Annotated in this window: 23 protein-coding genes; 17 read left to right on the top strand and 6 right to left on the bottom strand. The window is 42.6% G+C overall.

All coding sequences use genetic code 11. From position 1 onward, the window contains the following. Window positions 1–18: 18 nt before the first annotated feature. From pxpB to MHH31_RS02320, 3 genes are read left to right on the top strand one after another with little or no spacing between them, the layout of a single operon-like run. Window positions 19–765, top strand: a complete 747-nt coding sequence (gene pxpB, locus MHH31_RS02310; RefSeq protein ID WP_335352086.1) for a 5-oxoprolinase subunit PxpB — start codon at window positions 19–21, stop codon at window positions 763–765. Then, window positions 762–1,766, top strand: a complete 1,005-nt coding sequence (locus MHH31_RS02315) for a biotin-dependent carboxyltransferase family protein (RefSeq protein ID WP_342495225.1) — start codon at window positions 762–764, stop codon at window positions 1,764–1,766. Before pxpB ends, MHH31_RS02315 begins: the two co-directional genes overlap by 4 nt. 14 nt (window positions 1,767–1,780) lie before the next feature. After that, window positions 1,781–2,554, top strand: a complete 774-nt coding sequence (locus MHH31_RS02320) for an IclR family transcriptional regulator (RefSeq protein WP_342495226.1) — start codon at window positions 1,781–1,783, stop codon at window positions 2,552–2,554. 34 nt (window positions 2,555–2,588) lie between these two features. On the opposite strand, the gene MHH31_RS02325 is transcribed toward MHH31_RS02320, so the two are convergent. Next, on the bottom strand, window positions 2,589–3,224 hold the full coding sequence (locus MHH31_RS02325; RefSeq protein ID WP_024720223.1) for an FMN-dependent NADH-azoreductase: 636 nt from the start codon (window positions 3,222–3,224) through the stop codon (window positions 2,589–2,591). A gap of 415 nt (window positions 3,225–3,639) precedes the next feature. Between MHH31_RS02325 and MHH31_RS02330 the strand changes: the two genes are divergently transcribed. From MHH31_RS02330 to MHH31_RS02340, 3 genes are all read left to right on the top strand, one after another. Next, a complete protein-coding gene (locus MHH31_RS02330) occupies window positions 3,640–4,266 on the top strand; it encodes a GDSL-type esterase/lipase family protein (protein ID WP_135010105.1) in 627 nt (208 codons plus the stop codon). A 93-nt stretch (window positions 4,267–4,359) separates the two neighbouring features. Next, window positions 4,360–5,442: a C45 family peptidase gene (locus MHH31_RS02335; protein ID WP_135010103.1), complete on the top strand. Its 1,083-nt coding sequence runs from the start codon at window positions 4,360–4,362 to the stop codon at window positions 5,440–5,442. Between the two features lie 121 nt (window positions 5,443–5,563). After that, the gene (locus MHH31_RS02340; protein ID WP_342495227.1) at window positions 5,564–7,651 is read left to right on the top strand and encodes a BglG family transcription antiterminator; all 2,088 of its coding nucleotides are present in this window, start codon (window positions 5,564–5,566) and stop codon (window positions 7,649–7,651) included. A gap of 15 nt (window positions 7,652–7,666) precedes the next feature. On the opposite strand, the gene MHH31_RS02345 is transcribed toward MHH31_RS02340, so the two are convergent. Next, window positions 7,667–8,278: a class I SAM-dependent methyltransferase gene (locus tag MHH31_RS02345; RefSeq protein ID WP_259254005.1), complete on the bottom strand. Its 612-nt coding sequence runs from the start codon at window positions 8,276–8,278 to the stop codon at window positions 7,667–7,669. 155 nt (window positions 8,279–8,433) lie between these two features. Between MHH31_RS02345 and MHH31_RS02350 the strand changes: the two genes are divergently transcribed. Continuing rightward, window positions 8,434–9,303, top strand: a complete 870-nt coding sequence (locus MHH31_RS02350) for an SDR family oxidoreductase (RefSeq protein ID WP_342495228.1) — start codon at window positions 8,434–8,436, stop codon at window positions 9,301–9,303. A gap of 293 nt (window positions 9,304–9,596) precedes the next feature. Next, window positions 9,597–10,019 (top strand): pyridoxamine 5'-phosphate oxidase family protein, encoded by a 423-nt coding sequence (locus MHH31_RS02355; protein ID WP_216896158.1) that lies wholly within the window; start codon window positions 9,597–9,599, stop codon window positions 10,017–10,019. Window positions 10,020–10,612: 593 nt separating this feature from the next. Here MHH31_RS02355 and MHH31_RS02360 read toward each other — a convergent pair. Beyond that, window positions 10,613–10,795: a hypothetical protein gene (locus MHH31_RS02360; protein WP_113767193.1), complete on the bottom strand. Its 183-nt coding sequence runs from the start codon at window positions 10,793–10,795 to the stop codon at window positions 10,613–10,615. A gap of 13 nt (window positions 10,796–10,808) precedes the next feature. Next, window positions 10,809–11,027: a hypothetical protein gene (locus MHH31_RS02365; protein ID WP_144668130.1), complete on the bottom strand. Its 219-nt coding sequence runs from the start codon at window positions 11,025–11,027 to the stop codon at window positions 10,809–10,811. A gap of 160 nt (window positions 11,028–11,187) precedes the next feature. Here MHH31_RS02365 and MHH31_RS02370 point away from each other — a divergent pair, with 160 nt between their 5' ends. Beyond that, complete coding sequence (locus tag MHH31_RS02370; protein WP_342495229.1) at window positions 11,188–13,437, top strand: hypothetical protein; 2,250 nt, start codon at window positions 11,188–11,190, stop codon at window positions 13,435–13,437. A gap of 57 nt (window positions 13,438–13,494) precedes the next feature. Here MHH31_RS02370 and MHH31_RS02375 read toward each other — a convergent pair whose 3' ends face one another. After that, window positions 13,495–13,791, bottom strand: a complete 297-nt coding sequence (locus MHH31_RS02375; RefSeq protein WP_008347156.1) for a DUF3817 domain-containing protein — start codon at window positions 13,789–13,791, stop codon at window positions 13,495–13,497. Window positions 13,792–13,919: 128 nt separating this feature from the next. Next, window positions 13,920–14,594, bottom strand: coding sequence for a GntR family transcriptional regulator (locus MHH31_RS02380; protein WP_342495230.1), 675 nt, complete (start codon window positions 14,592–14,594; stop codon window positions 13,920–13,922). Window positions 14,595–14,747: 153 nt separating this feature from the next. Between MHH31_RS02380 and MHH31_RS02385 the strand changes: the two genes are divergently transcribed. The 8 genes from MHH31_RS02385 (at window position 14,748) to MHH31_RS02420 (ending at window position 24,989) form a co-directional block, all read left to right on the top strand. Next, window positions 14,748–15,575 carry an AraC family transcriptional regulator gene (locus tag MHH31_RS02385; protein ID WP_342495231.1) on the top strand — a complete coding sequence of 276 codons (828 nt, stop codon included), beginning with the start codon at window positions 14,748–14,750 and terminating at the stop codon, window positions 15,573–15,575. Further along, window positions 15,565–16,497: a DMT family transporter gene (locus MHH31_RS02390; protein ID WP_138278124.1), complete on the top strand. Its 933-nt coding sequence runs from the start codon at window positions 15,565–15,567 to the stop codon at window positions 16,495–16,497. Before MHH31_RS02385 ends, MHH31_RS02390 begins: the two co-directional genes overlap by 11 nt. Before the next feature lie 99 nt (window positions 16,498–16,596). Next, window positions 16,597–17,652 (top strand): tartrate dehydrogenase, encoded by a 1,056-nt coding sequence (locus MHH31_RS02395; protein ID WP_342495232.1) that lies wholly within the window; start codon window positions 16,597–16,599, stop codon window positions 17,650–17,652. A 72-nt stretch (window positions 17,653–17,724) separates the two neighbouring features. Further along, on the top strand, window positions 17,725–19,911 hold the full coding sequence (locus MHH31_RS02400; RefSeq protein WP_342495233.1) for a DNA topoisomerase III: 2,187 nt from the start codon (window positions 17,725–17,727) through the stop codon (window positions 19,909–19,911). Between the two features lie 197 nt (window positions 19,912–20,108). Next, window positions 20,109–21,191 carry a glycosyl hydrolase family 8 gene (locus tag MHH31_RS02405; RefSeq protein ID WP_342495234.1) on the top strand — a complete coding sequence of 361 codons (1,083 nt, stop codon included), beginning with the start codon at window positions 20,109–20,111 and terminating at the stop codon, window positions 21,189–21,191. Next, window positions 21,172–22,023 carry a GGDEF domain-containing protein gene (locus tag MHH31_RS02410; RefSeq protein ID WP_342495235.1) on the top strand — a complete coding sequence of 284 codons (852 nt, stop codon included), beginning with the start codon at window positions 21,172–21,174 and terminating at the stop codon, window positions 22,021–22,023. Before MHH31_RS02405 ends, MHH31_RS02410 begins: the two co-directional genes overlap by 20 nt. Further along, complete coding sequence (locus MHH31_RS02415) at window positions 22,013–23,728, top strand: DUF2334 domain-containing protein (RefSeq protein ID WP_342495236.1); 1,716 nt, start codon at window positions 22,013–22,015, stop codon at window positions 23,726–23,728. Before MHH31_RS02410 ends, MHH31_RS02415 begins: the two co-directional genes overlap by 11 nt. Beyond that, a complete protein-coding gene (locus tag MHH31_RS02420) occupies window positions 23,721–24,989 on the top strand; it encodes a glycosyltransferase (protein ID WP_144679558.1) in 1,269 nt (422 codons plus the stop codon). The genes MHH31_RS02415 and MHH31_RS02420 overlap by 8 nt, the downstream gene beginning before the upstream one ends. Window positions 24,990–24,992 lie beyond the last annotated feature (3 nt).

Genomic DNA, 24,992 nt, shown 5'->3' on the forward strand with positions numbered 1-24,992 from the left:
AAGAGAGGTGTCATAAGAGTGGCATTTTCAACGATAAAAGATACGATCACGTTCCACCCGCTAGGAGACGCAGCCATTGTCATCCAAGCCGGGACTGACATAAGTGAAGACATTCATGAGCGTGTGAAGCAGCTGTTTTCGTGTATTGAACAGCATCCATTTGAAGGATATGTGGAAGCTGTTCAAGCTTTTACAAACGTGACCGTCTTTTATGAGCCCTATAAGGTGTATCAATCTGCTCAGCTTAAGCAACGTGCGATCTCTCCGTATGAATGGGTCAAAGACTATATTGAAAACCTCCTTGAAGACAACTGGCAGGAGGGGAATCAGGCAAAGCGCCGGATCGTCGACATTCCTGTATGTTATGGAGGAGAGCTCGGTCCTGACTTAGAAGAAGTCGCCCGTATCAATGATTTGACGCCTGAAGAAGTTGTACGCATTCACACCTCCGGAACGTATCTTGTCTATATGATTGGGTTTGCTCCTGGGTTCCCGTTTTTAGGCGGACTTTCTGAAAAAATTGCAGCTCCGCGCAGACAAACACCAAGAATGTCGATTCCAAAAGGATCTGTGGGTATTGCGGGGAAGCAGACAGGGGTTTATCCGATATCTACACCCGGAGGCTGGCAGCTCATTGGACAAACCCCTTTGTCCTTATTTCGGCCGAATGCTGAGAGACCTAGTCTACTAAAGGCAGGGGACGAGGTTCGATTTGTTCAACTGTCTGAAAAGGAATTTTTCAGCATGAAGGAGGAAGAACGTTGAGTATGCATGTCATCAAGCCAGGAATGTTCACCACCATTCAAGATAAAGGGAGAATAGGCTATCAGAAGTACGGTGTGTTAACGAGCGGCGGCATGGACCCGCTCTCGCTCCGAATCGCCAATATCCTCACCGGGAATCAAGAAAACGAAGCGGTGCTGGAAATCACTTTAATGGGGCCCGGCCCAGTGTTGACATGTCAGAAGGATCAGCTGATCGCTGTGACTGGTGCTGATGTGGAGATTGAGATTGACGGGGAACAAGCGCCTCTATGGAAACCACTCTTCATTCGAGCAGGAAGCACGATCACCTTTGGCCCTTGTAAGAGGGGATGCCGCTCCTACCTCGCTGTAGCCGGTGGATTTGATGTTGAGCCGGTGATGAAAAGTAAAAGTACGTACGTCAGAGCGAAGATAGGCGGGATAGAAGGGCGTCCGCTAGAAAAAGGAGACGTCCTGCCAATTGGAGAACCGTCACCACTGGCGGAGCGCCTCGTTCACATGTTAAAAAGCAAAGGGGAACGAGCGCCAGACTGGACAGTCAATCATGCTCATTTTTTGCCTCTTGGGAAATCACCAGTCATTCGGGTGCTGGCAGGCAGACATCTATCTCATTTTCAGGAAGAATCGCAGCAAGCTTTTTTCGAACGGTCTTATCAGGTCACTCCCCAATCTGATCGTATGGGATGCAGATTGAAAGGGGAACCGATTCGTTTAAAGCAAAAACTTGAATTGATTTCAGAAGCGGTTGCTTTTGGCTCTATTCAAATTCCTCCTGACGGCCAGCCGATTATTCTGCTCGCAGATCGCCAAACGACAGGTGGATATCCTCGTATTGGTGAGGTGGCAACAGTCGATTTGCCGCTCATTGCGCAGGCGATGCCTGGAGCGAATCTCATGTTTCAACAAATTGGCCGCCAAGAAGCAGAGCAAGCCTTATTCACACAAGAAGCAGAGATGAAGGACCTGACGGCAAGATTAAAGCTCGAAGCATTTTCATTTTAGAAAAGGTGAGAAACATGCAGAACACAAATAAAACCGTTGTGAAATCAATGGAGATATTACGGCTTTTTATCACACACGAACAATTAACGTTAAATGACATGATTGAGCTCTCGAACATGCCCAAAACATCTGTACACCGAATGGCCAACTCGTTAGCCGATATGGGGTTATTAGAAAAGCATCCTTCAGGTGTTTACCGATTAGGATTGATGTTCCTTGAATACGGTCAGCTTGTCGCAGACCGCCTCGATATCCGTAGAATTGCAAGGCCCTTTATGGAAAACTTGCGTGATGAGGTAGGTGAGGCTGTTCAGCTCATTATTCGTGAAGGAGATGAAGCCATTTATGTGGAGAAAATGGAAGGAACGCAGCCTGTCCGGCTCTATACCGCTGTCGGAAGAAGATCCCCATTATATGCGGGAGCTTGTGCGAGAAGTATTCTTTCCTTTTTGCCAGAGGAAGAGAGACTTGCCTATATTGATTCGGTAGAGCTAGGGAAAATCGGGATCGGAACCATTACCGATAAAGATGTCCTGCGAAACATGATCGAAGAATCAAACAGGCGTGGATATACGTTAAGCTATTCAGAGCTTGAAAACTATACTGCGGCTATTGGAGCACCCATTTTCAATCATCATGGAGAGGTGGCAGCAGGCATTAGTATTGCGGGGTTTGAGGCCGGCTATCAAAAGGAACGGCTTCCTTATTTAATTGAGCAGGTCAAAAAAGCGGCCAGCGGCATTTCAAAAGAATTAGGTTTTACAACTGAACAAATAAAAAGCCAATGATCGTTAAGATCATTGGCTTTTTGCGTGTTCATGATTAGAAAGTTTTACCTAAAGCTTTTGCACGTTCGATCGCATCTGCTTTAATTTGTTCTGCTTTTGCAGGCTCAGCATTGTGACCTTCAACAATAAGACCTTCGAAAGAAGGAATACCGAAGAAGTTTGCAATTGTTCCAAGGTAACGGTGACCTGCTTCTAGTTCAGCAGCAGGACCTTCAGTGTAGTATCCGCCACGTGCTTGGATGTGTAGCGCTTTTTTGTCTGTTAGTAATCCAACAGGACCTTGCTCAGTGTATTTGAATGTTTTACCAGCTACAGCAACAGAGTCGATGTATGCTTTAAGAACTGGTGGGAATGAGAAGTTCCAAAGTGGTGAAACAAATACGTATTTGTCAGCAGAAACGAATTGATCGCTTAATTCGTTTAGGCGAGCAACTTTCGCTTGCTCTTCAGCTGAAAGTGTATCGAAGCCAGCACCAGATTGAAGCTTGCCCCATCCAGCGAATACATCTGCATCAATGTGAGGAATGTTTTCTTTGTACAAATCGATATGTACAACCTCGTCACTTGGATTTGCTTCCTTATAAGATTCGATAAATGCTTTAGCAGTAGCCATACTGTAAGAAACTGTTTCATCATGCGGATGTGCAGTGATGTATAAAACTTTTGCCATGTTCATTCAATCCTTTCTGTTTCAATGATTTTTTTTAGCGTATCCCAAAGATACACTGAATATGTGGCATCTTTAATCATATTGGAATGCTATGAAAAAGATGTAACAAGCACAGTTACATAAAAACTGATATTTTCATTGTAATCACTATATAGTTTGAAGTCAAGGTATAAAGTCTTGAAATCAAGATAAAAAGTTTGTAAATTTTTCTGAAACGCTTCAAGTCCGCGATTTAAGCAAAAAAACCCTACTCCCATTGAACAAAAAATGGATCGATATCGCAAGTAAAGTGTTTGTAAATGCGCTCATCCTGCATTTTTGAAAAAAAGGTGGATGCCTTTAAGCCATCTGCTACAAGCATTTCTTCTTCTTTTTCGTATATATAAGAGAAGGCAGGAGAGAGTGAGGGATAAGAGTGGGACGATCCTATGTTGCGATTGGAGATTCCTTAACGGTTGGGGTGGGGGCACGTTTATTTGGCGGCGGTTTTACGGAGCGATATGCGGCGAAGCTTGAAAAGAAGCTGCATATACCGGTGAAACTGTCCGTATTTGCGAAATCAGGGCTAACAACGGAAGAGATCTTGCAGCTTTTTCAGCGGTCTGATGTAAGACGGGCGATTGCTCATGCTGACATCATCACCATCACAGGCTGCGGGAATGATCTTGTTCAAGCTGTTCTGCAGTATGAAAAAGGTGAAGATGAAAAGACACTGCTGCAAGCGTCTATGCATTGTCAGGCGAATTTTAGCAAAATGGTTCAAGAAATCGCTCTGATAAAAAGAGGGCAGCATCAACCATACTGCGTATATTTATTGAATTTATATAATCCTTTTCCTGAGATTCCGATCGCCGAGAGATGGCTGAAGCAATACAACCATCACCTTCGCCAGCTTGCTGCGAATCCACATGTAGAAGTGGTGGATATTTACGGTGTATTTGAAGGTCATCAAAGCGCATACTTATCGATTGATCAATTTCATCCGAACCACAAAGGATATGAAGCAATGGCAGAAGCGCTGTTTCAACAATCCTTTAAGTAACTGTGATCCTGCGGGATTACAGTTTTTTTCATTCTTTTAAATGAAGGGCTGTTTCGATATGATAAAAGAAACTAAGACAAAAGAGGTGTATGCATGCAGGAGATGAGTGCGTATTTTCATGAATTGAAAGGAACAGCTTATGAGGTAGGAAAGCAGCAGGCTATTTGGCTGAAGGAACGCCCTTTGCTTAAGAAACAATACATTCAATCAGAACCGTTATCAAAAGAGGCTGTGAAGGAAACAAAGCAGCTGATTCGACCGTTTCTTCCTCAGTTAGAAGAAGAGCTCTCGGGATTTTGTGATGAAATGCAAATAGATGAAAGCGATTTGACCTTTTTCTATTCTTCGCATCTTCAGCCAGGCTGTTCCCATTGTGTGATGCAGGGGAATGAGGCTGCCAATCAACAGACGGTGATGCTGCGCAACTATGATTTTTCTCCGCTGTTTGATGATATGCGTCTTGTATCTACGCATGTGAAGGGCTCAGCAGTCCATACAGGCTCATCATTAATCTTATTTGGTCGATCGGATGGGATGAATGAACATGGTCTATCGGTGACATTTTCTGCATGCGGTCCGCCTGTTGGCAACGAACCAGGCTTAAAGCCGCCTGCTGTTGCTGGCTTGCAAGTATATCATGTCATTCGTGCTGTGCTAGAGTCCTGTAAAACGGTGGAGGATGCCGTCCGTTTGGTACAGGAAATGCCCGTCGCGTCTAATGTTCACCTCATGCTTGCTGACCGGAAGGGAGAGGCGGCTGTGATCGAAATGATTGATGGGCAAAAAAAGGTGAGAAGGCCGGAGCGTGGATTTATTGCGGCTACGAACCATCCGCTCGCTGATCACACGGCAAAAGGGTTGACGAAACATCATTCTGTTGTCAGGTACGACATGTTAATTCAAGCTTTAGAAGAACAGCCGTCAAGCGAGTCTCTTACGGAACTATTTCAGGCAGAATACCCTGCTGGTCTGACTGTGCACAATTATGAAGAGCTGTTTGGGACGATGCGAACCGTCATGTTTCGGCCGGAGGAAGGGACGATGGAGTATTGCTTTGGCTCTCCCGTCTATAATCCTACCTATTCATTAAAGGTCGGGGGCACACTGCCATTTCATGAACAAACGATTCAATTTCATCAAAAGGATTATGGACCTTCCTTTTGGAGAAACGTGTGAGTCTTTCATTTTGTCACAGCCTGTGTGCCAAATTTAGATCAACTTCAGGTTGCATCGATCAGTGAAAGCGTTTTATATTAAAGTGTGACAATAGACCTATTTAAGCAGAAGGAGGCATTTCATGTACATAACGGCACGAGAACAGAAAGTGATCAAATATATGATTCAGCAAAATCGTTATGTCACCATTCGTGAGATCGCCGATTCTGTTCAGGTAAGTACAAGAACCATTCATAGAGAACTTAAATCCATTAAACCTATTTTAAAGAATTACAACCTATCACTTGATAAACAGCCGGGGAAGGGTTTGAAGGCGGTCGGTGAACAGGAAGACAAACAGCGGCTTCTGTCTCATATTTCAAATGAAGACCAAATTGAATATAGTTCTGATGAACGGAAGCTCTTAATCCTGTGTGCCCTGCTTGAAACAAAAGAACCGGTGAAACTATATACACTTGCAGCCGACTTGCAGGTCACAAATGCGACCATCAGCTACGACTTAGATGAACTGACGGACTGGATCGCTCCTTACGGTTTACTGCTTATCCGCAAGCGTGGGTACGGCATTGAATTAAAAGGACCGGAGGAAGCCAAACGAAAAATTGTCGGGAACCTGATCGTTGACCGTCTCGACATTCAATTATTTCTCGAAACGATTGAGATGAATATTAAACATCGAACGAAAGCGACTGAAAAGGTGTTTGGGGTAGTCAGTCGAGGACAGCTGCTCAAGGTAGAAAGGCTGCTCTTTCATTTGAAAAACAGACTCTCTCTCTCGTTGTCAGATAGTGCCTATATTGCACTTGTCGTTCACTTAACCTATGCCATTGAACGCATTCAAATCGGTGAAACCATTCGGATGGAAGAGGAAGAATTGCTTGAATTAAAGCGGACGAAGGAATTTGAATCTTCACTCAGAATCGCGCGAGCATTAGAACGCATGTTTAATGTAGAGATTCCTGAAGCTGAAGTTGGATACATGACCATCCATTTGCGCAGTGCAAATCGAAGCTTTACGGCAGAATACCGCATTGATGAGATTGAGTTAGATATCGCGCTGCGAACGAAGAAACTCATTGACTTTATTTCTCATAAAACAGGCTATCATTTAAATGAAAACGATTCATTGTATGAGGGACTCGTGTCTCATCTTGAACCAGCTATGAACCGATTAAAAGAAAAGATGCGGATTTACAATCCGCTCACACAACAAATAAAAAAAGACTACTTCTTGCTGTTCATGGCGATTGAAGAAGGTGTGGAGCGCTTCTTTCCTGAGATCGAATTTCCAGAGGATGAAATTGCCTTTATCGTGCTTCATTTTGGTTCGGTGCTTGAAATTAAAAAAGAAGAAACCAAGATTCATGCATTGGTCGTTTGCTCAAGCGGTATCGGTTCGTCAAAAATGCTCGCATCACGATTAAAAAAAGAATTGCCTGAGATCGCCAAATTCGATCTATCTTCCTTAATGGAGCTAAAGGAAATCGACGCTGCAAGCTATGACATGATTGTATCAACCGTGCCGATCCCCTATGAGCATATTGATTACATTATGGTCAGCCCGCTCTTAAACGAGGATGACGCAGTGCGGGTCAAGTCTCATATTAAACGAAAAATTCCTTATCTGATTGAGAAAAAAAGAGCGCAGGAATCTGCAAAAGAATCGGTGGAGGAAAAGGTTGATATGATAGGGATGGCAGAGCAAATCACGAATTATATGTCAGTGATTCGCAGCATCTTGTCCCATTTTACAATCGAAAAAAAGAAGACGACAGAGCAGCATGAGTCAACAATGAGAGAGCTGATGCGTCAGGTTGAAAGTCAAGGCTATTTAGAACGTGCAGACGAAGTGACAGCCGGTTTGCTTGAGCGTGAGCAGCAAGGTGGTTTAGGCATTCCAGGAACCGAGTTTGCTCTTTTTCACTTAAAGCATGATCTCATTAAGAAACCGGTCTTTCATATCTATGATCTTGATGAGGCATATGAGATCAAAAGCATGGATGGCGGGCAGCAGCTCATGTCCAGAATGCTCCTCATGCTGGCGCCGCTAGAGCTTGGCAAAGAAGGGTCTGAAATGTTTAGCCTGATCAGTTCATCCATCATTGAAAGCGAAGAAAGCATGGCACTTTATGGACAAGGAACAAAGGAAGAGATTGAACAGAAATTACATCAACTTTTTTATCAATTTGTCAAAGAGGCAAAATGGTAAAAAAAAGCCGAGAGCTTATTCGCTTCTCGGCTTTTTTGCTGTGACACAGACAGCGAGGGTGGGACGAATCTCCTCATATTCAACAGAAAACTGATCAAATCCAGCAAATTCTAAATCATTGAGGATGCTTTCGCTCATTTCTTTTGTTCGATTGGCGTCCGCTCCTTTTTCTCTTGGTTGCATCACAATGACGAGTGTTCCGCCCGGTTTCAAGGTGTGATAAAGGTTGAGTGCGCCAGCCTTTGGGTCATCCCAAATCGTATAATTGTTAACAGAAAGTACTTTGTCATACTGATCCGCCGGCAGGCGTGTTTTTTCAATTTTCCCGACATATAGCCGGACCTGCTTCTCTTTGGATCGTTTCTTTATACGCGAATGCGCCTGTTCCATCATAGTTGAAGAAGCATCTAGTCCATCAATGTGAAGATCGTCATAATGCTTGAGCATATGTTTGATGCTATAGCCGGGGCCATAGCCTATTTCCAATATGTTTTCACCATCTGATAAATCTAAATGCTGGATCGCCCATTGATTCAGTGCCTTATTTTCATTTGCCATAATAAAACCTGCGATGCTTCCGAGCCAGCCTTTTGGTCTGCTAAAGGTTTTAGAAATGGTTGACAGCATGTGAGAACGCTCCTTTTTTATGTTTATGTAACCGATTTTTCCCATCATGAAACCTGTCAGTTTTCAAAACGCATCGATGACGCATAGGGATGTTTGAGTGAAAAAATGAAGTGGTAATGAAAGGATACATCAACAAATCAAGGAGGAGCTTACACATGGATTTACGTGAATACTTAACAAATGGCATTCCGCGCCAAACGCAGGATCAGCAGCCAGGCAGTGAAAGAGAAATGAATCCTGCCCCGATCTATGAGGATGAATCGTATAAAGGGTCTGGTAAGCTAAAAGGTAAAGTAGCGCTGATTACAGGTGGAGACAGCGGAATTGGACGTGCTGTTTCTGTTGCGTATGCCAAAGAAGGAGCTCATGTCGCGATCGTATACTTAAATGAACATGAGGATGCAGAGGATACGCAAAAACGTGTAGAACAGGAAGGCGTCAAATGTTTAACGATTGCAGGGGATGTCGGGGACGAAGCCTTTTGTGAGAAATCGGTAGAAAAGACAGTTGAAGCCTTTGGACAGCTGGACATCTTAGTCAATAATGCGGCCGAACAGCATCCGAAAGAACGTATTCAAGATATTTCTAGTGAACAGCTTCACCAAACCTTTAGAACCAATTTCTATTCTTATTTTTATTTTACGAAGAAGGCACTCGATTACTTAAAACCGGGAAGTTCCATTATTAATACAACATCTATTAACCCGTATCGAGGCAACAAGGTACTGATTGATTATACAGCGACAAAAGGGGCCATCAACGGCTTTACTCGTTCTATGGCACAGTCGCTTGTGAAAGATGGAATTCGGGTAAACGGTGTAGCACCCGGTCCAATATGGACGCCGCTCATTCCATCTACATTTGATGAAGACAGTGTCGAAAGCTTCGGGGCCGAGACACCAATGGGAAGACCAGGACAGCCTGTGGAGCATGTAGGCTGCTATGTACTGCTTGCTTCGGACGAATCGTCTTATATGACGGGACAGACACTTCACGTCAACGGCGGTTCCTTTATGAATACATGATCAATAGCACGCCGCCCAGATTTAATTGGGCGGTGTATTTAGTATTTCTTCCGATTCTTCTGTACAGATGAGACAGACCATATGATAATGCCCACAACAACCGCTGCAATAACAAGTGAACTCAAATGGAACATCGTTTCATGATGCATATTCAACTTCCCCTTTCAATGTGTCCGTTTTTTATAGCATCAGCTAGAAGATGTCTTTTTATGAAAAACACATTTCTTTGTTTAATGAATGGATTGTCGTGGAAACCTAAGAGTACGGATGACATTTTGAAGGAGTGAAGATACATGTCACAAGAAGAGTTAAAGAAAAAGGTAATGAACTTATTAGACGAACAAAAAGTGGGAACATTGGCGACTGTTGAACAAGATAAGCCGCATACCCGCTATATGACTTTTTTTCATGAAGGGCTGACATTATATACACCAACAAGCAAAGAAACACATAAAGCTGATGAGATTGAAAAAAATCCGAATGTTCATATTCTCATTGGTTATTCAGGTGAAGGATTTGGGGACACATATGCAGAAATCGCAGGTAAAGCCACATTAACGGATGATCCAGAACTGATCGACCGCCTTTGGTCTGATGAGATGGAGAAATGGTTTAAAGGAAAAGATGATCCAAACTTAGTGATCCTTAAGATTGACCCAACCTCCATTCGTTATATGAACGAAGGAAACCGGACACCAGCAGAATTATCACTTTAACACTTGCGTAAGTTGGGGGAATGTGTTATAGTTTTATATTAAGTGTTGAAATAGCAAATAAATAAAGAAAGTAAACTTTCTTTTTTCTATGACATAATGAGAAGCAATAGAGCTTCTACTTGATAAGAACGAGACGCTGTCAAAGCGAACAAACTTATTCTTTTCCTTCTGCAACCGCCCCCTATAAAAGCGGAAGAATGGAAAAAAGACGTTTTGATTTACAATTCACACTGGCACGGCTTCGGAGCCGTAAGGACGAATGAGAGGTAGGGCTTTCGTTGTCTTGTTATCCAGAACTTCCATGGCGTTTACTTTCAAACGTAGGTTCACTCGGAACACATATGACACACTGATATGATCGAATCTTAATTCATACACTCCGTGACGGAGATTAAACATTGATTATTTATTTGCATGAAAAGAGTAAGAAACGGGCTGCCATCTATTTGGCAGCCTTTTTACGTTTTAAACAATAAAATAGGAAAAAGGAAGATAAAAGCGGATACCGTCCGCATGATATCTCCTTCAAAAAGATCCGTCGCCAACAATAGAACAACGAACACTCATCGACAGAAAGAGGAAATGCTTCATCATTACTCACTTCGCCCTTTCTTCTGATACCTCCAAATCCGGCCAATAAAAAAGAACATCACCGTAAACAAAATAGAGAAGATCAACATGTCCAGCAGTGTCACGCCTCTATCTGAATGCACAACCCCAAACCAAACCCATTGAAGAACAAAAGAGATAGCAAAATAAAAGATGGATTCTTTCATGAAATTCTCCTTTTTACTTATTTTTTTGACTGTTTAGCCACACCAACCAGATGAAGAAGGAACAAATGGCGCATGCGAGCAAAGTGACAGGCGGCAAGGTGTGCCAGCTAGTCAGCCCCTTTACAAAGCACATATAAAAAAAGAAAATGGTAATAGATACGAGCACCCCTTGCTTGAACCAACGGGGAACACGCAGCCAAGCCGCTAGAATGATCGATGATAGCTTATCCATTGAGATAACATCCTTTTTTTGAATCTGATTGGATTTTATCGTAAATAATCAAATATGTAAAATATGGATTTAGAAAGTTGGAATGGTATTCTGCTAGCATGAAACATTCTCGCTGCACTGACGTATAAGAAAAAGGAACTCCATGAAAGGAAGCGATCAAGTGAAAAGAATACCAGTGATTTTCCTCAGGTATATTGTCTTCTTTATTCCAGCAATCATTCTTAGTGTCTTGGTGTGGAACCATTACCAAGATGATTTGTCCGCAGGGAAAGCGACGCAATATGACGTCAAACAAATATTTACATTTGATGAAGGAAAACGAGTGGTGAGTGCTGTATCAAAAAACCAGCAGCTCCATTTTGCAATGTATGATCCCCAATCAGGAAAAAGAATCAGTGAATGGACCACGGAAAGCGATACGTTTAATGAAATGTTGCCATCCACTCAAGGTAACAACCTCTTACTTGCTTTAAAAAATAAAGACGAGCAGCTGTTGATCGAGAAACTGTCTCCAAGCGGAGCAAAGAAAGAACTTGTTAAGCAAAAATTACAGATTCCCTCATTTTTAAAAACGAATACATATCAATGGAATGGACGACTCTTGTTTACAGGAGAAAAGGAAGGCGCTGCTGCGGTCCTCGGTGAGCTAAAGAATGGTCAGTTTCATGTCCACAATCTCAACGAGCTGAAGCTGCCAGCAAGACCTGTTTCCATCGATGTCGTCATGAATTCTTTTAGAGGGCAGACCCCATTCCCTATGTTTGAATTGACTTTGAAAAATGACCAGAAGGCGTATGTCAGCGGAATCTCAAACGAGAAACATCAGCTTGGGGTCTATGTCTCCAAAAGTGCAGAACCGTTCAGCCTCATTGAAGATAAAGTCGTGCAGCAGCTGCAAAAAACGATCGGATCATCACAAAACGTTGCTGTCGCTGTCGAATCCAACTATCCAAAAAGACCAAGGAAAGTGGATGCAGAGGGAAGGGTTGGGGAAGTCGTCCCAACACCAAAACCGATTTACCAAACCTTTATCTACCAGCTGAATGAAGAAGAAGTTCTTCTTGCAGGCTCTACAGCAAAGGACGAAGCAAAAGGCAAGCTGACTGGTTATATTTATAATCATCGCACGAATAAGGCGACGTCTGCCAGCAAGCTTTTTCAGTCGTTGTCATATGAATCTTTACAAAAAGAAGATCTCTCTTTTCATAAAAATGTGAAGAGCGATTGGCTCTATTATTCACTTGGCAACCAATTAACGGGGGCATTTGAGGCGAAAAGCAAACAGCTAAAGGAATTCCCTTTGCAAAAGGTCATCTCAATCGAAAATGCCAGTCCAGCCCACCAAACGTCTGTTGACACCTTTATACAATATGTCATGAAGGGCGGACCACTCATTCTCAACTGGGCGATATGGCTCTTTATCCCACTGCTGTTATTTGTGCTAGCGATCTTCCTGCCGCCGATTTTGAGACTGGTGAGAAAGAACAAGATAAAAGACAGTGTCACATTAGAAGCCAATATTGTATCTGTCAAAGAAACGGGTACCTACATCAATGAACAGCCGCTGGTCAACATGCAGCTTCAATTTCAATATGATGGTGAAAATATCGAGAAGGCGGTTAAAACGGTTGTATCCTATACTCAGATACCGCAACCGGGTCAGCGTATCGCCATTCTCTACAATCCGAAAAAGAAAAAAGCAATGCTCTTAAAAGAGGGTGACTTCTCGCAGCCGAGCGAGCCAAAGTTCCTCAAAGGCGCTATTTTAAGAAACATAGAATCATATGGAACCGTAGGACGAGGCACCGTCTTATCACTTACATTTGAAGCAGATCAGAAAAGGTATACCATTCCGATGATTCAAGCCGCTGGTTTTGAGTTTAGAACAGGAGAAAAAGCCGATCTCGTTGTCATCAGCGGTCAGTTGAAAATGGCAGCCTATGGGCATGAAGTGCGGAATCGTGCGGGGAAAGACGTGACATTAACAGGAACGATCCAGCGTGTGAAGCAATATCCAATGGCCATCCATGAACAAAAGCCTATTATGCTGGATGTGACGGTTTCTAGCGGAGATCAATCCATCACAAAAACGGTCAGTCAATTCATCCCTGACCATATGGAGGTCGCACCAGGAACTCAAATCACGATGCAGACAAAACAAGAAGAGCTGGATAAAGAAATCAGTCTTATGCAAGAGAAACAAGGAAGTGCAAAAGTGACCCATGTCTCATTTTCCGGTGTCATCGGCAACCAGCCGTTAGCGATCATTCAGATTGAGAGAGATGGCGTGATGTATGAAGTGAAACAGCCAATCGATCCGATCACTAGCGTACTGCCAGGTGATGAATTATGGGTGGCATATCACGAAATGACACGTCAAGCAGCCATTGTGAAATATGCATCGATTTAAAAAATACGTCAGCGTGTAGAAAAAGGGCTAAAACGAATTTCGTTTTAGCCCTTTTGATTAAGCTTTTGTATCATACTGGCGAAGCACCTTATCATAGGCGAAGTTGCCGAAAGGAATGAATGCCGCAAAGAATCCGGCGATGGACCATTTCAAATGCCAGCGAACTTTAAATGTCACATATGCCAAAATGAGCATGTAGATCACAAACAATGCGCCATGAAGAGAGCCCACAATGGTGACCGCCATCGGAATATCCGCAAAATATTTTAGAGGCATGGCAATTAAAAGAAGGGTTAAAAGAGACATACCCTCAATAAAACCCGCCTGTCTCAGACGGCTAATACTTGTATGCATATACAAATCCTCCTGTATAAAAGCTAGTTTCTCATCTTCTAATATAAACGAAAGATCGTCTGGACATGCGAAATCTACGAAAAATTCAAAATATGTTCATGGAATGCTTAAAAAATGGGAAAAGTCCTTTACTCCTTGTTTGTTTCAGAGAGTACTTGCTTTAAGTGCATCACATCATGCAATAAATGCTCCGTCATTGCTTGAACGGCTTCTGTGGAGCGGCGCTTTTTTATTTTAGAATAGATGGCTGCATGCTCTCTTTGAATGGTTTCAGCACGAGCCCCGCCGCTAAAATGAAAGATGCGGCAATAGTGAATGAGTGCATTTACGTGATTCAATTGTTTGGATAAGCGGTCATTGTGACTCGCCAAAATGATTTTTTGGTGAAAGGCTTCATGTAACTGGACGATCTCTTTAGAGGGCAGCTGCTGCTTGATCGCTTCGTCCGCCTGCGTGAGAACCTGCTCAATTTCATCCATTTCTCTTTGCACGGCTTCCTTACAGGCAAGCTCAACAGCAAGTGTTTCTAAAGCTACCCGAATTTGATAAAGCTCCTCGACATCTTTTTCTGTTAACGTATAGACGGAATAGCCTGATCGATGATCCGCGATTAAGAGCTCGTCTTTTTCTAACAGCCTCATCGCCTCTCTTACCGGTGATCGGCTTACGCCAAATTGTTTGGCAAGCTGTGTTTCATTGATGCGCTCTCCTGGCTGAAAGTGGCCATCAAAAATCATTTGCTTCAGCTGTTCATAAAATTGCATGTGATACGGTGTTGGTCTTTCCATCTCGAATGAATTCATGCCATCATTCCCTCTTTTATACATCATCTTTTGTCTCATGTTATCCAAGTTTTTCCCTCTAGGCAAGCCTGCATCAAAAAGTCAATATCGTACAATCCAAGAGAAAAGGGGTGTGCTACACTTATGATCAGTTCAGCGAAAAGAGGGATCGACATGAACACACAAGAGGAACGAACTGTACATTTTGATCAAGACTTACAAATAGAGGCATATCGCTTTCATGGCATCATGCAAAAGTTCCCGAATCATTTTCATACATATTATGTGATTGGATTTATTGAAGACGGTCAAAGACGTTTGGTCTGCCAAAATCAAGAATACATCATTGAAAAAGGTGATATCCTTCTTTTTAATCCGTATGATAATCACGCATGTGAACAAATTGATCACAGGACACTCGATTATCGCTGCTTAAATATTGAAGCAGGTGTGCTAGGGAAGGTCTTTCAGCACAAACCGCATTTTAAAGCCCCTGTGTTTTCACAAAGTGAACTAACAAAGCCATTATATGATCTACATCAAATGATCACAGAAGAAGCTCCTGCTTTGAATAAACAGGAAACCTTCTATTTCTTTATGAAACAATTGATTGAAGCCTATGCTGATACCTCAGAGGAAAAAGCATCAGCCACACGTGCCAACGAACAAAAAGTCCGAGACGTACAGCAATATATCGAAACACACCTCACGGAAAATATATCGTTAGATGACTTAGGCGAGCTTGTGTCCATGAACAAATATTCATTGCTGCGTGCTTTTACAAAGTTTAGAGGCATCACGCCGTATCGTTATTTACAGACAGTCAGAGTGAACTTTGCGAAGGAGCTTCTCGCCCAAGGAGTGAAGCCTGTAGATGCGGCTGCCTCCGCTGGATTTTCTGATCAAAGTCATTTGAGTCATTTCTTTTCAGAATTTATTGGGCTCACGCCAGGGCAGTATCAGCAAATTTTTGTAAAGCAGGTAACAGCTGATGAAAAATAAACAGCTGCTCGGTCATTTAGCGGCCATGTTCACCATTTTTTTATGGGGATCTACCTTTATCTCTACCAAAATATTATTAACGGCTTTTTCTCCAACAGAGATTTTATTTTTCCGTTTTTTTATAGGGTACTTGGCTCTGATGATCATCTATCCGTTTACGATGAAGGTGCAAAGTAAAAAGCATGAAGGGATGTTTGCGCTGGCAGGTTTATGCGGTGTGGTCTTATATTACTTTTTAGAAAATGTCGCACTTACTTATACGTTCGCTTCGAATGCAGGTGTCATCAGCTCCGTTGTCCCATTCTTCTCTTTTTTATTGGCTTATTTTTTATTAAAAGATGAGCCGCTGCACAGCCGGTTTTTCATAGGCTTTTTCATCGCGATGACGGGAATCGTGCTGATTAGCATGAATGGAATGACGACGTTTCAATTGAATCCACTCGGTGATGCCTTAGCATTAACAGCAACCATCGTCTGGGCATTCTATTCCATTTTATCGAAGATGATCAACCAATATGGCTACCATATCATTCAGGTAACAAGGCGTGTCTTCTTTTACGGACTGCTATGGATGATTCCCCTGATCTGGCATTTTAAGGTTCGTTTAGACTGGGAGCGGTTGACCAATCCATCGTTTGCCTTCCACTTGCTGTTTTTAGGCGTCTTTGCATCTGCTATTTGTTTTCTGACATGGAGCTTTTCCGTGAAGACGATCGGTGTGGTGAAATCAAGTGTGTATATTTATGGAGTGCCTATTATCACGATGATCATTTCAATGATCGTTCTTCACGAGAGCTTGACCTTCATGTCTGGGCTTGGAACAGCACTGACCTTAGGAGGTTTGCTGCTTTCAGATAAAAAAAGTGCGGGAAGAAAGAAACAGAAGCCCCATGTGCTGATGCAGGATAAAAAGGCGCTTTGATCAAAAAAAGCGTCTTTTGTCCATTGTAAGAACACGCACTCTTTAGTAAACTCAAATGAAACGGTCGACGGTCGACCGATAACAAAGGGGGAAAAATCAATGAAGCATGTTTCAATTGCAGCGATACCAGGTGACGGGGTTGGAAAGGAAGTTGTGCCTGAAGCTATTCGAGTTTTGAAAGCGGTATCAGATGTGCATGGCGGTCTGTCTTTCACCTTTCAGGACTTTCCGTGGAGCTGTGAGTATTATTTAGAGCATGGCGAAATGATGCCAAAGGATGGATTGGAACAACTAAAAGCCTTTGACAGCATTTTCTTAGGAGCAGTCGGAGATGCCAATTTAGTGCCGGATCATGTATCACTTTGGGGATTGCTCATTAAAATTAGACGTGAATTTGAGCAGGTGATCAACGTTAGACCTGCAAAACAGCTGAGCGGCATTCGCTCCCCGCTTGCTTACCCAAAGGATTTCGATCTTCTTGTTGTAAGAGAAAACGGTGAAGGTGAATATAGTGAAATTGGAGGCCGCATCTATCAAGGGGAAGATCAGCTTGCCATTCAAAATGCTGTTTTCTCAAGAAAAGGGACAGAACGAGCCATGCGTTTTGCCTTTCAATTAGCAGAAAAGAGACGAAAGCATGTGACAAGTGCAACCAAATCGAATGGAATCGTTCATACAATGCCATTTTGGGATGAAGTGTTTCAAGACGTAGCCAAGGATTATCCAAAGGTGACAGCAGACTCGCAGCACATTGATGCGCTTTCAGCCTTCTTTGTGACAAGACCTGAGAAATTCGATGTAATTGTTGCCAGTAATTTATTTGGCGATATTTTAACTGATCTTGGGGCAGCCATTATGGGAAGTATTGGCGTGGCGCCTGCTGCCAACATCAATGTAAATGGCAAATATCCATCAATGTTTGAGCCTGTACATGGGTCAGCCCCAGACATTGCAGGAAAAGGAATCGCCAACCCAATCGGTCAAATTTGGACCGCTAAACTCATGCTTGATCATTTCGGAGAGGAAGAACTCGGTACACACCTGCTCGAAATCATCGAGTCAGTCACAGCAGACGGCTTTTTAACGGCAGACATCGGCGGGGCTTATCGAACACAAGAAATCACAAACGAAATCATCAAGCGCTTGAAGAAATAATCCGTCATTAGAACCGCATCTCCACGTCTGCTATAATAAAAGGATGGATAGAAGAAAGAGATGTGAAATTTCGTGTCAAAAACAGTTGTATTAGCAGAGAAACCTTCGGTAGGACGTGACCTTGCACGTGTGCTGAAGTGTCATAAAAAAGGAAATGGTTTCTTAGAAGGAGATCAATACATTGTCACGTGGGCGCTGGGCCACTTGGTGACACTGGCTGATCCAGAAGGCTACGGGAAAGAATTTCAATCCTGGCGCCTAGAGGATTTACCAATTATTCCAGAACCACTCAAGCTTGTCGTGATGAAAAAGACAGGGAAGCAGTTCCAAGCGGTCAAAGCGCAGCTGGCGAGAAAAGATGTAAAAGACATTGTCATCGCAACAGATGCTGGACGTGAAGGGGAGCTTGTGGCAAGGTGGATTCTTGAAAAAGCACATGTGAAAAAGCCTCTAAAACGTCTATGGATTTCGTCTGTTACAGACAAAGCCATTCAAGAAGGGTTCAAACGATTAAAAGACGGCAGAGAGTATGACAACTTGTACCGCTCTGCGGTTGCGCGTGCAGAGGCCGACTGGATTGTAGGGATCAACGCAACAAGAGCGCTGACAACGAAGTTCAATGCGCAGTTATCCTGTGGACGTGTGCAAACGCCAACGATTGCTATGATCGCCAAGCGAGAGGAAGACATTCAGCAATTCCAGCCGAAGCCGTTCTTTGGGCTGACTGCACAAGTTGACGGACTGACGCTGACTTGGCAGGATGCAAAGACAAAACAAAACCGTACATTCCAAGAGGATGTAGTGAAGGAGCGCTTGGCAGCCTGTAAAGGAAAATCTGCAGTGATTGATGCACTGAAAAAAACAGCGAAAAAAGCCTTTGCTCCAGGGTTGTATGACCTGACAGAATTGCAGCGTGATGCCTATAAACGCTACGGTTTTTCAGCAAAAGAAACACTGTCTACACTTCAGCGTCTGTATGAGCAGCATAAGCTCGTCACGTACCCGCGTACGGATTCACGTTTCATTTCGGCAGATATCGTGCCTACATTAAAAGATCGACTCAAAGGAATGAACGTTAGACCTTACGCGCAGCATGTGAATCGCATTTTACAATCAGGCATTAATGCACATAAAGGATTCGTCAACGATGCCAAAGTGTCAGATCACCATGCGATCATTCCAACCGAGGAAGAGCTGTATCCAGGTGCATTAAGCGATAAAGAGCGTAAATTATATGACCTGATTGCCAAGCGATTCCTCGCTGTACTGATGACCCCTTTTGAATATGAGGAAACAACAGTGATCGCCAAGATCGGCAGTGAGACATTCACAGCGAAAGGAAAAATTGTGCAATCAGCCGGCTGGAAAGCCGTGTACGATGATTCCTATGAAGACGAGGAATCAGCCGAAGCAGATCAGCACTTGCCGGCATTAACAGAGGGGCAGTCACTTGATGTACGCCAATTAAAAGAGACAAAAGGCGAAACGAAACCTCCTGCTCGTTTTAACGAAGCGACCCTTTTATCTGCCATGGAGAACCCGTCTGCATTTATGCAGAACAAGGAAAAAGACTTAGTGAAAACCCTTGGCGAAACGGGTGGATTGGGGACAGTGGCAACTAGAGCTGATATCATTGAGAAACTGTTTAACAGCTTCTTAATTGAGAAAAAAGGCAAAGACATCTTCATCACATCGAAAGGGAAGCAGCTTCTTTCTTTAGTACCTGAAGATTTAAAGTCACCTGCGTTAACAGCGGAATGGGAACAAAAGCTGTCTAAAATTGCGAAAGGCCAATTGAAAGCTTCTCAATTCATGAGTGAAATGAAGTCATATGCAAAACAAGCCGTATCTGAAATCAAACAAACGAACCAAACCTTTAAGCATGACAACATGACAGGCACACATTGTCCTGACTGTGGAAAACTCATGTTAAAAGTGAATGGGAAAAACGGCACCATGCTTGTTTGTCAGGATAGAGAATGCGGACATCGAAAAAATGTGGCAAAGAAAACAAATGCACGCTGCCCGAACTGTCATAAAAAGCTTGAGCTGCGCGGGGAAGGCGATGGCAAAATATTTGCCTGTGTTTGTGGTCATAGAGAGAAACTGTCTGTTTTCGAAAAACGCAAATCACAATCCAATCAAAAACGAGCCAGTAAGCACGATGTGTCCAAATATATGAAGAAACAAAAGAAAGTGGAAGAACCAATCAATAACGCACTTGCAGAACAATTGAAGAAACTAAAATTAGATCAATAGTTGTGTAAAAACCCATGTGAATTCGCATGGGTTTTTTGTTTGTTCGAGTATTTTGACATGTTGTTTTTCTGTAAATGGGAATATGTAAGCGAAAAGACTCGTAATTTGGTATAAAATATTTATTTTCATTTAAACAGAAACGCTCTATAATAAATCGTTAGATGCTTAGAGAGAACAAGGATTGAAAGGGGACACGAATGGATACACCCATATATCGTACAGCTATCGCTATACTCATTGTCATTTTACTAGGCGGATGTACCTGGAAACAGCAGCAACATTCAGCTCAACCAGAACCTGCAAAGCCAGTATTGTCAGGAGAGTACTTTATGACTCACCACTTAATGACAGATCAAGGCATGATTCGCACCTCGCTTGCGGAGCAGCCTACCTACTTATCGGAATCGCTCGGACTTTGGATGGATTATCTTGTTAGAAAAAAAGATCAAACATCTTTTGATCAACAGGTAGACGTCCTGCGCACTCAATTCTTACTGGAACATGATCTTCTTAGCTGGCAAATCGAATCTCATCAAAAAAGCAAAGTCAATGCTTTAGTTGATGACTTACGTGTAGTAACAGCGCTTCAAAAAGCAGATCAATTGTGGCAGAAGTCAGTGTATCAAACCACAGCCAAAAAAATCGCAAAAGCGTTAAAAGACAAAAACATGTTCAAGGGTATGTTGACCGACTATTATGATGCATCGACAAAGCAAACTTCACATACAATCACACTTTCATATCTTGACCCAAAAGCAATCAAAGAACTAGTATCCCTCCACCTATTCACAGAACAAATGATGAACAACCAATTGGCCATTCTAAAAAATGCACCGAGACAAAAAGGATTTTTTCCAAAATCTTATGACATAGCGAAGAAAGTCTACTCGTTTGATCAGGAAATCAACTTGATCGACCAGCTTTATACGGCTCTTTATGCCGAACGTGCACAGGTTGATACAACAGTCATCATGAAATGGCTGAAAACCAACTTCCAAAAGGAAGGAAAACTGTATGGACGATATAAACTGAGCACATTACAGCCAGCAGTGACGTATGAATCACCTTCAGTCTATGCACTGGTGATCTTATATGCACTCAAACAAGGAGAAGATGATTTTGCAAAAGACGTCTATCACCGAATGAAAGAGCTGCAAATCCAAGATCCTCTCAAGCCTTATTACGGAGGCTATATGAACGAAAAAGATACACACTCATTTGATAATTTATTGCCTCTAATTGTAGAAAGGGAGCTTCTAAATGAAAAGGTTATTCAGTAACACCTATCGCACGTATTATACGGTGCTCCTCACGTTTGCGGGACTCATTTTATTTATGGGCTACTTGAATGGACGTGATGCGGAGAGTGTCATGATCATCACACTCACATTTGTCGTGATAGGATGCGGCATTTTATTTGGTATTTTGCCAGCATTGGTTTTTACTTTGTTGATTTTGTTCTTTATAGGAAGCGGGATGTTCTTTACAGAGCTTGGTCACACAAATTCACTCTTTTCTAATCAAACGTTGCAAGATGTCGTGATATGGGGCGTGGCGCTTCTCTTTTTTGCTATTTCTGCTGGAAACGTGCATGAGCGAATAAAAATGATGCGTTACACCATTGACCAACAAAAGAGGGCCATCAAACAATTTGTAGCGATTGACTCAACGACAGGCTTTGACAATGCAGAGCGGATGAGACTCGAGTTGTCTGAGGAAATGAAACGAGCAGAACGATACAAACAGCCATTCGTCTTTATCCTTCTTCATATGCACTACTCAGCGGAATTCAAAACATTATATGGAGAAAAAGAAATGCAGCATCTTTTCCAGCAACTCAGTATGAAGATACGCGAAAGTGTGAGAGAAACCGATAAGAAATTTCGATTATCCGAAGAACGAATCGGGCTGCTGCTCACTCACACACCTGCAGAAAACGTCTCGATCGTTCTTGAAAAGCTAAAAGACAAACTGCAAACGCATGTCCTGCTAAATGGTCGTGAAGTGACCTTAACTTTTCATGTCTGTCATTTAACAAGCAGCTCGGACTATCGGACACCAGAGCAATTTTTAGAAGAACTAGAAAACGAGATGATGATGAATGAACTTTAATGTTTTGACGAAATGTTGTTTGTTAATCGTTCTTTTCTCTATGCTTTCGATCAAAGACAGTACATCAGCCGGTGCACTTGAGAAAGAGTCAAGGACCCTCATCGTCTATTCCACACAATCAGGTGAGGCAACTCCAACTGTTCAAATGCTTGATGTACTTGTGGGGCATTTTTTCACACGAACGACCATTTTATCTGATGAACAAATCACTGAAAAGAACCTCAATGACTCTCAGCTAGTTATCTATATAGGTGAAGAAAAGAGAACGTTGAAAGCACAAACCATTCGTCTCATAAACGAATCAAAACGCTTAATTGCAATAGGATACAATGCGGAACAGCTTCGCCCATTCTCCACGCTTACTTTTCACAAACAAGATCACATCAGTCAAATCAAAGATACTGATGATCAAGAATACCGTCAGCTTGAGAGAGGAATCACAGCTCAGACGGTTCAAGGGACAGATCTGCAACGTAAATTCTTATTGAAGAAAAATCAAGCTGAACAGCCATTTGTGATTCAAACAAAAGAAGGTGCGGCATATGTCGGAATGCTAAATATCCTTCAGCACGACAAGCTGCTTGCAGAGGTGCTGGAAAGTCTCCTGCCGGCTTCTAATCAAACGACGACAAAGTACTTACAGATTGAGAAGATTAACCCCGTCACGGATGAGAAGAAGTTACTTGAACTTGGACGATACGTAACAGCTCGCCATATCCCTTTTCTGCTGGCGGTGACCCCTATATGGATTGATCCAGCAACAGGGGATGAAGTGACGCTCAGTGACCGGCCTAAACTTGTCCACGTGTTAAAACAATTGCAAAGCAATGGAGCTAGTGTCGTTCTTCATGGGTTTAGCCATACGTATCGAACGGAGGAGTCGGGTAAAGGCTTTGAATTTTGGGATGTAAAGTACGATCAGTCCGTTACGTCAAATGAACCAGAGAAAGCTGATCAGCAGCTGAACAAAAGCTTTTTTCCGAATGAAAAAGATTTTAATGCGTATATCACATCCAATCAACATCAAGAAGCCATCTATACAGAAGAAAAGCTGACAAAAGGCATTGAACTGCTCGCGCAGCAGGGGTTATATCCGCTTGCATTTGAAGTGCCAAATGACGCCATTTCCCTGCAAGGCTATGAAGTGATTTCCCGCCATGTGTCCAGCTTATTTGGACAGGTGCAGCTCTCAGACCGTACATGGAAAACAAGAAGTGCATCACCATTTTTGTCGACACCCGCCATGCTTCATGGCATGACTTTATATCCTGAACAGTCTATAGATATAGCATCTGACCAAGAAGGTGCAAACATACTGACTGAGCAGACAATTCAATCCTTGCAGCATATCCAATCCGCCGCCATTGGGCTGTCCTATGATGTGGAAGCGGGGATAGATGGGCTGCAAGATGTAATCACACAAATGGATGCGATCCCTTCTAGTGAATGGCTAGATTTAAAGAAAACAAAACAGACTGTTCAAACTCAGAATGTCCAGATCAAAACAGCAGGAAATGGACATATTCAAATAGAGCAATCCAATATAGCTGAACCAAAAACAAACAAACGAAGCGGGATGGAAAATATGCTTCGAATACTCACAGTGGTGGTGCTGCTCTTTATTGTGGCATTTGCTTTTTACACATTGTATTTAAGGCTGACGATGAAAAAACGGATCTTTAAGGAGAGAAAATCAGGTGGCTGATATCTTATTTTACCTATCATTAATACTGATTTGGATCATGCTCCTATATCATATGTTTCTGATGCAGGGAGGCTTTCAGCACTATTTAACTTACGAAAAAGTGCTGCCTAAATGGACGAAACAAGGGAAAGATCTGCCGACCGTCAGCATTCTCATTCCAGCACATAATGAAGAAGTGGTCATTCGGCAGACGCTAAAAGCCATGGTCCAGTTAACCTATCCCAAACACCTTCTTGAAATCATTGTGATTAATGACAATTCCTCTGATCGTACAGGGGAGATTGTGCAATCATTTAGTGAGCAATACGATCATGTCCATATGATTGAAACAAAGCCGCCATTTGCAGGGAAGGGGAAATCTACTGCACTGAATGAAGGCTTGAAGGCTTCGACAGGAGACGTTATTTGTGTATACGATGCAGATAATATGCCTGAAAAGAAAGCCGTCTACCATTTGGTTCTTGGATTATTGAATGATCCTAAAGCAGGTGCTGTTGTCGGGAAATTCAGGGTCATCAATGCAGCCAAAAACCTCCTGACAAAATTCATTAACGTAGAAACGATCTGCTTCCAGTGGATGGCGCAAGGCGGGAGATGGAAATGGTTTGGCATTGCGACGATTCCAGGCACCAACTTTGCGATCCGCCGGCACATTTTAGAAGAGCTTGGCGGCTGGGATGTCCATGCACTAGCTGAAGACACTGAATTAACGATTCGTGTGTATAATCTGGGCTATGTGATTCGGTTCTTTCCTGCTGCGATTACATGGGAACAAGAGCCTGAAACATGGAAAGTCTGGTGGCGGCAACGAACACGCTGGGCTAGAGGCAACCAATATGTTGTGCTCAAATTTTTAAGGCAGTTTATGAAATTAAAACGAAAACGAATGATTTTCGATTTATTTTATTTTTTCTTTACGTATTTCTTATTTTTCTTTGGTGTACTGCTCTCCAATGGCATTTTTATCGTAAACTTATTCGTTGATCTTCACTTATCTGTGGGAGCTGTGGCACTCATCCTATGGGGGTTAGCCTTCTTCCTCTTTTTAACAGAAGTAATGATTACGTTAAGCATAGAGAAAACAGAGCTGACCAAACAAAACATTCTCATTGTCGTTCTCATGTACTTTACCTATTCCCAAGTATGGATTGCGCTTGTTGTGTACTCCTTATGTGTAGAGGTGAAAAGCCGATTATTGAAACAAGAAGTGAAATGGTACAAAACCGAGCGTTACAATCAACAACAAAAGAAAAGCGGGTGACAT

It is taken from the genome of Bacillus sp. FSL K6-1033, from assembly GCF_038630765.1.
Taxonomy (GTDB): domain Bacteria; phylum Bacillota; class Bacilli; order Bacillales; family Bacillaceae; genus Bacillus; species Bacillus altitudinis.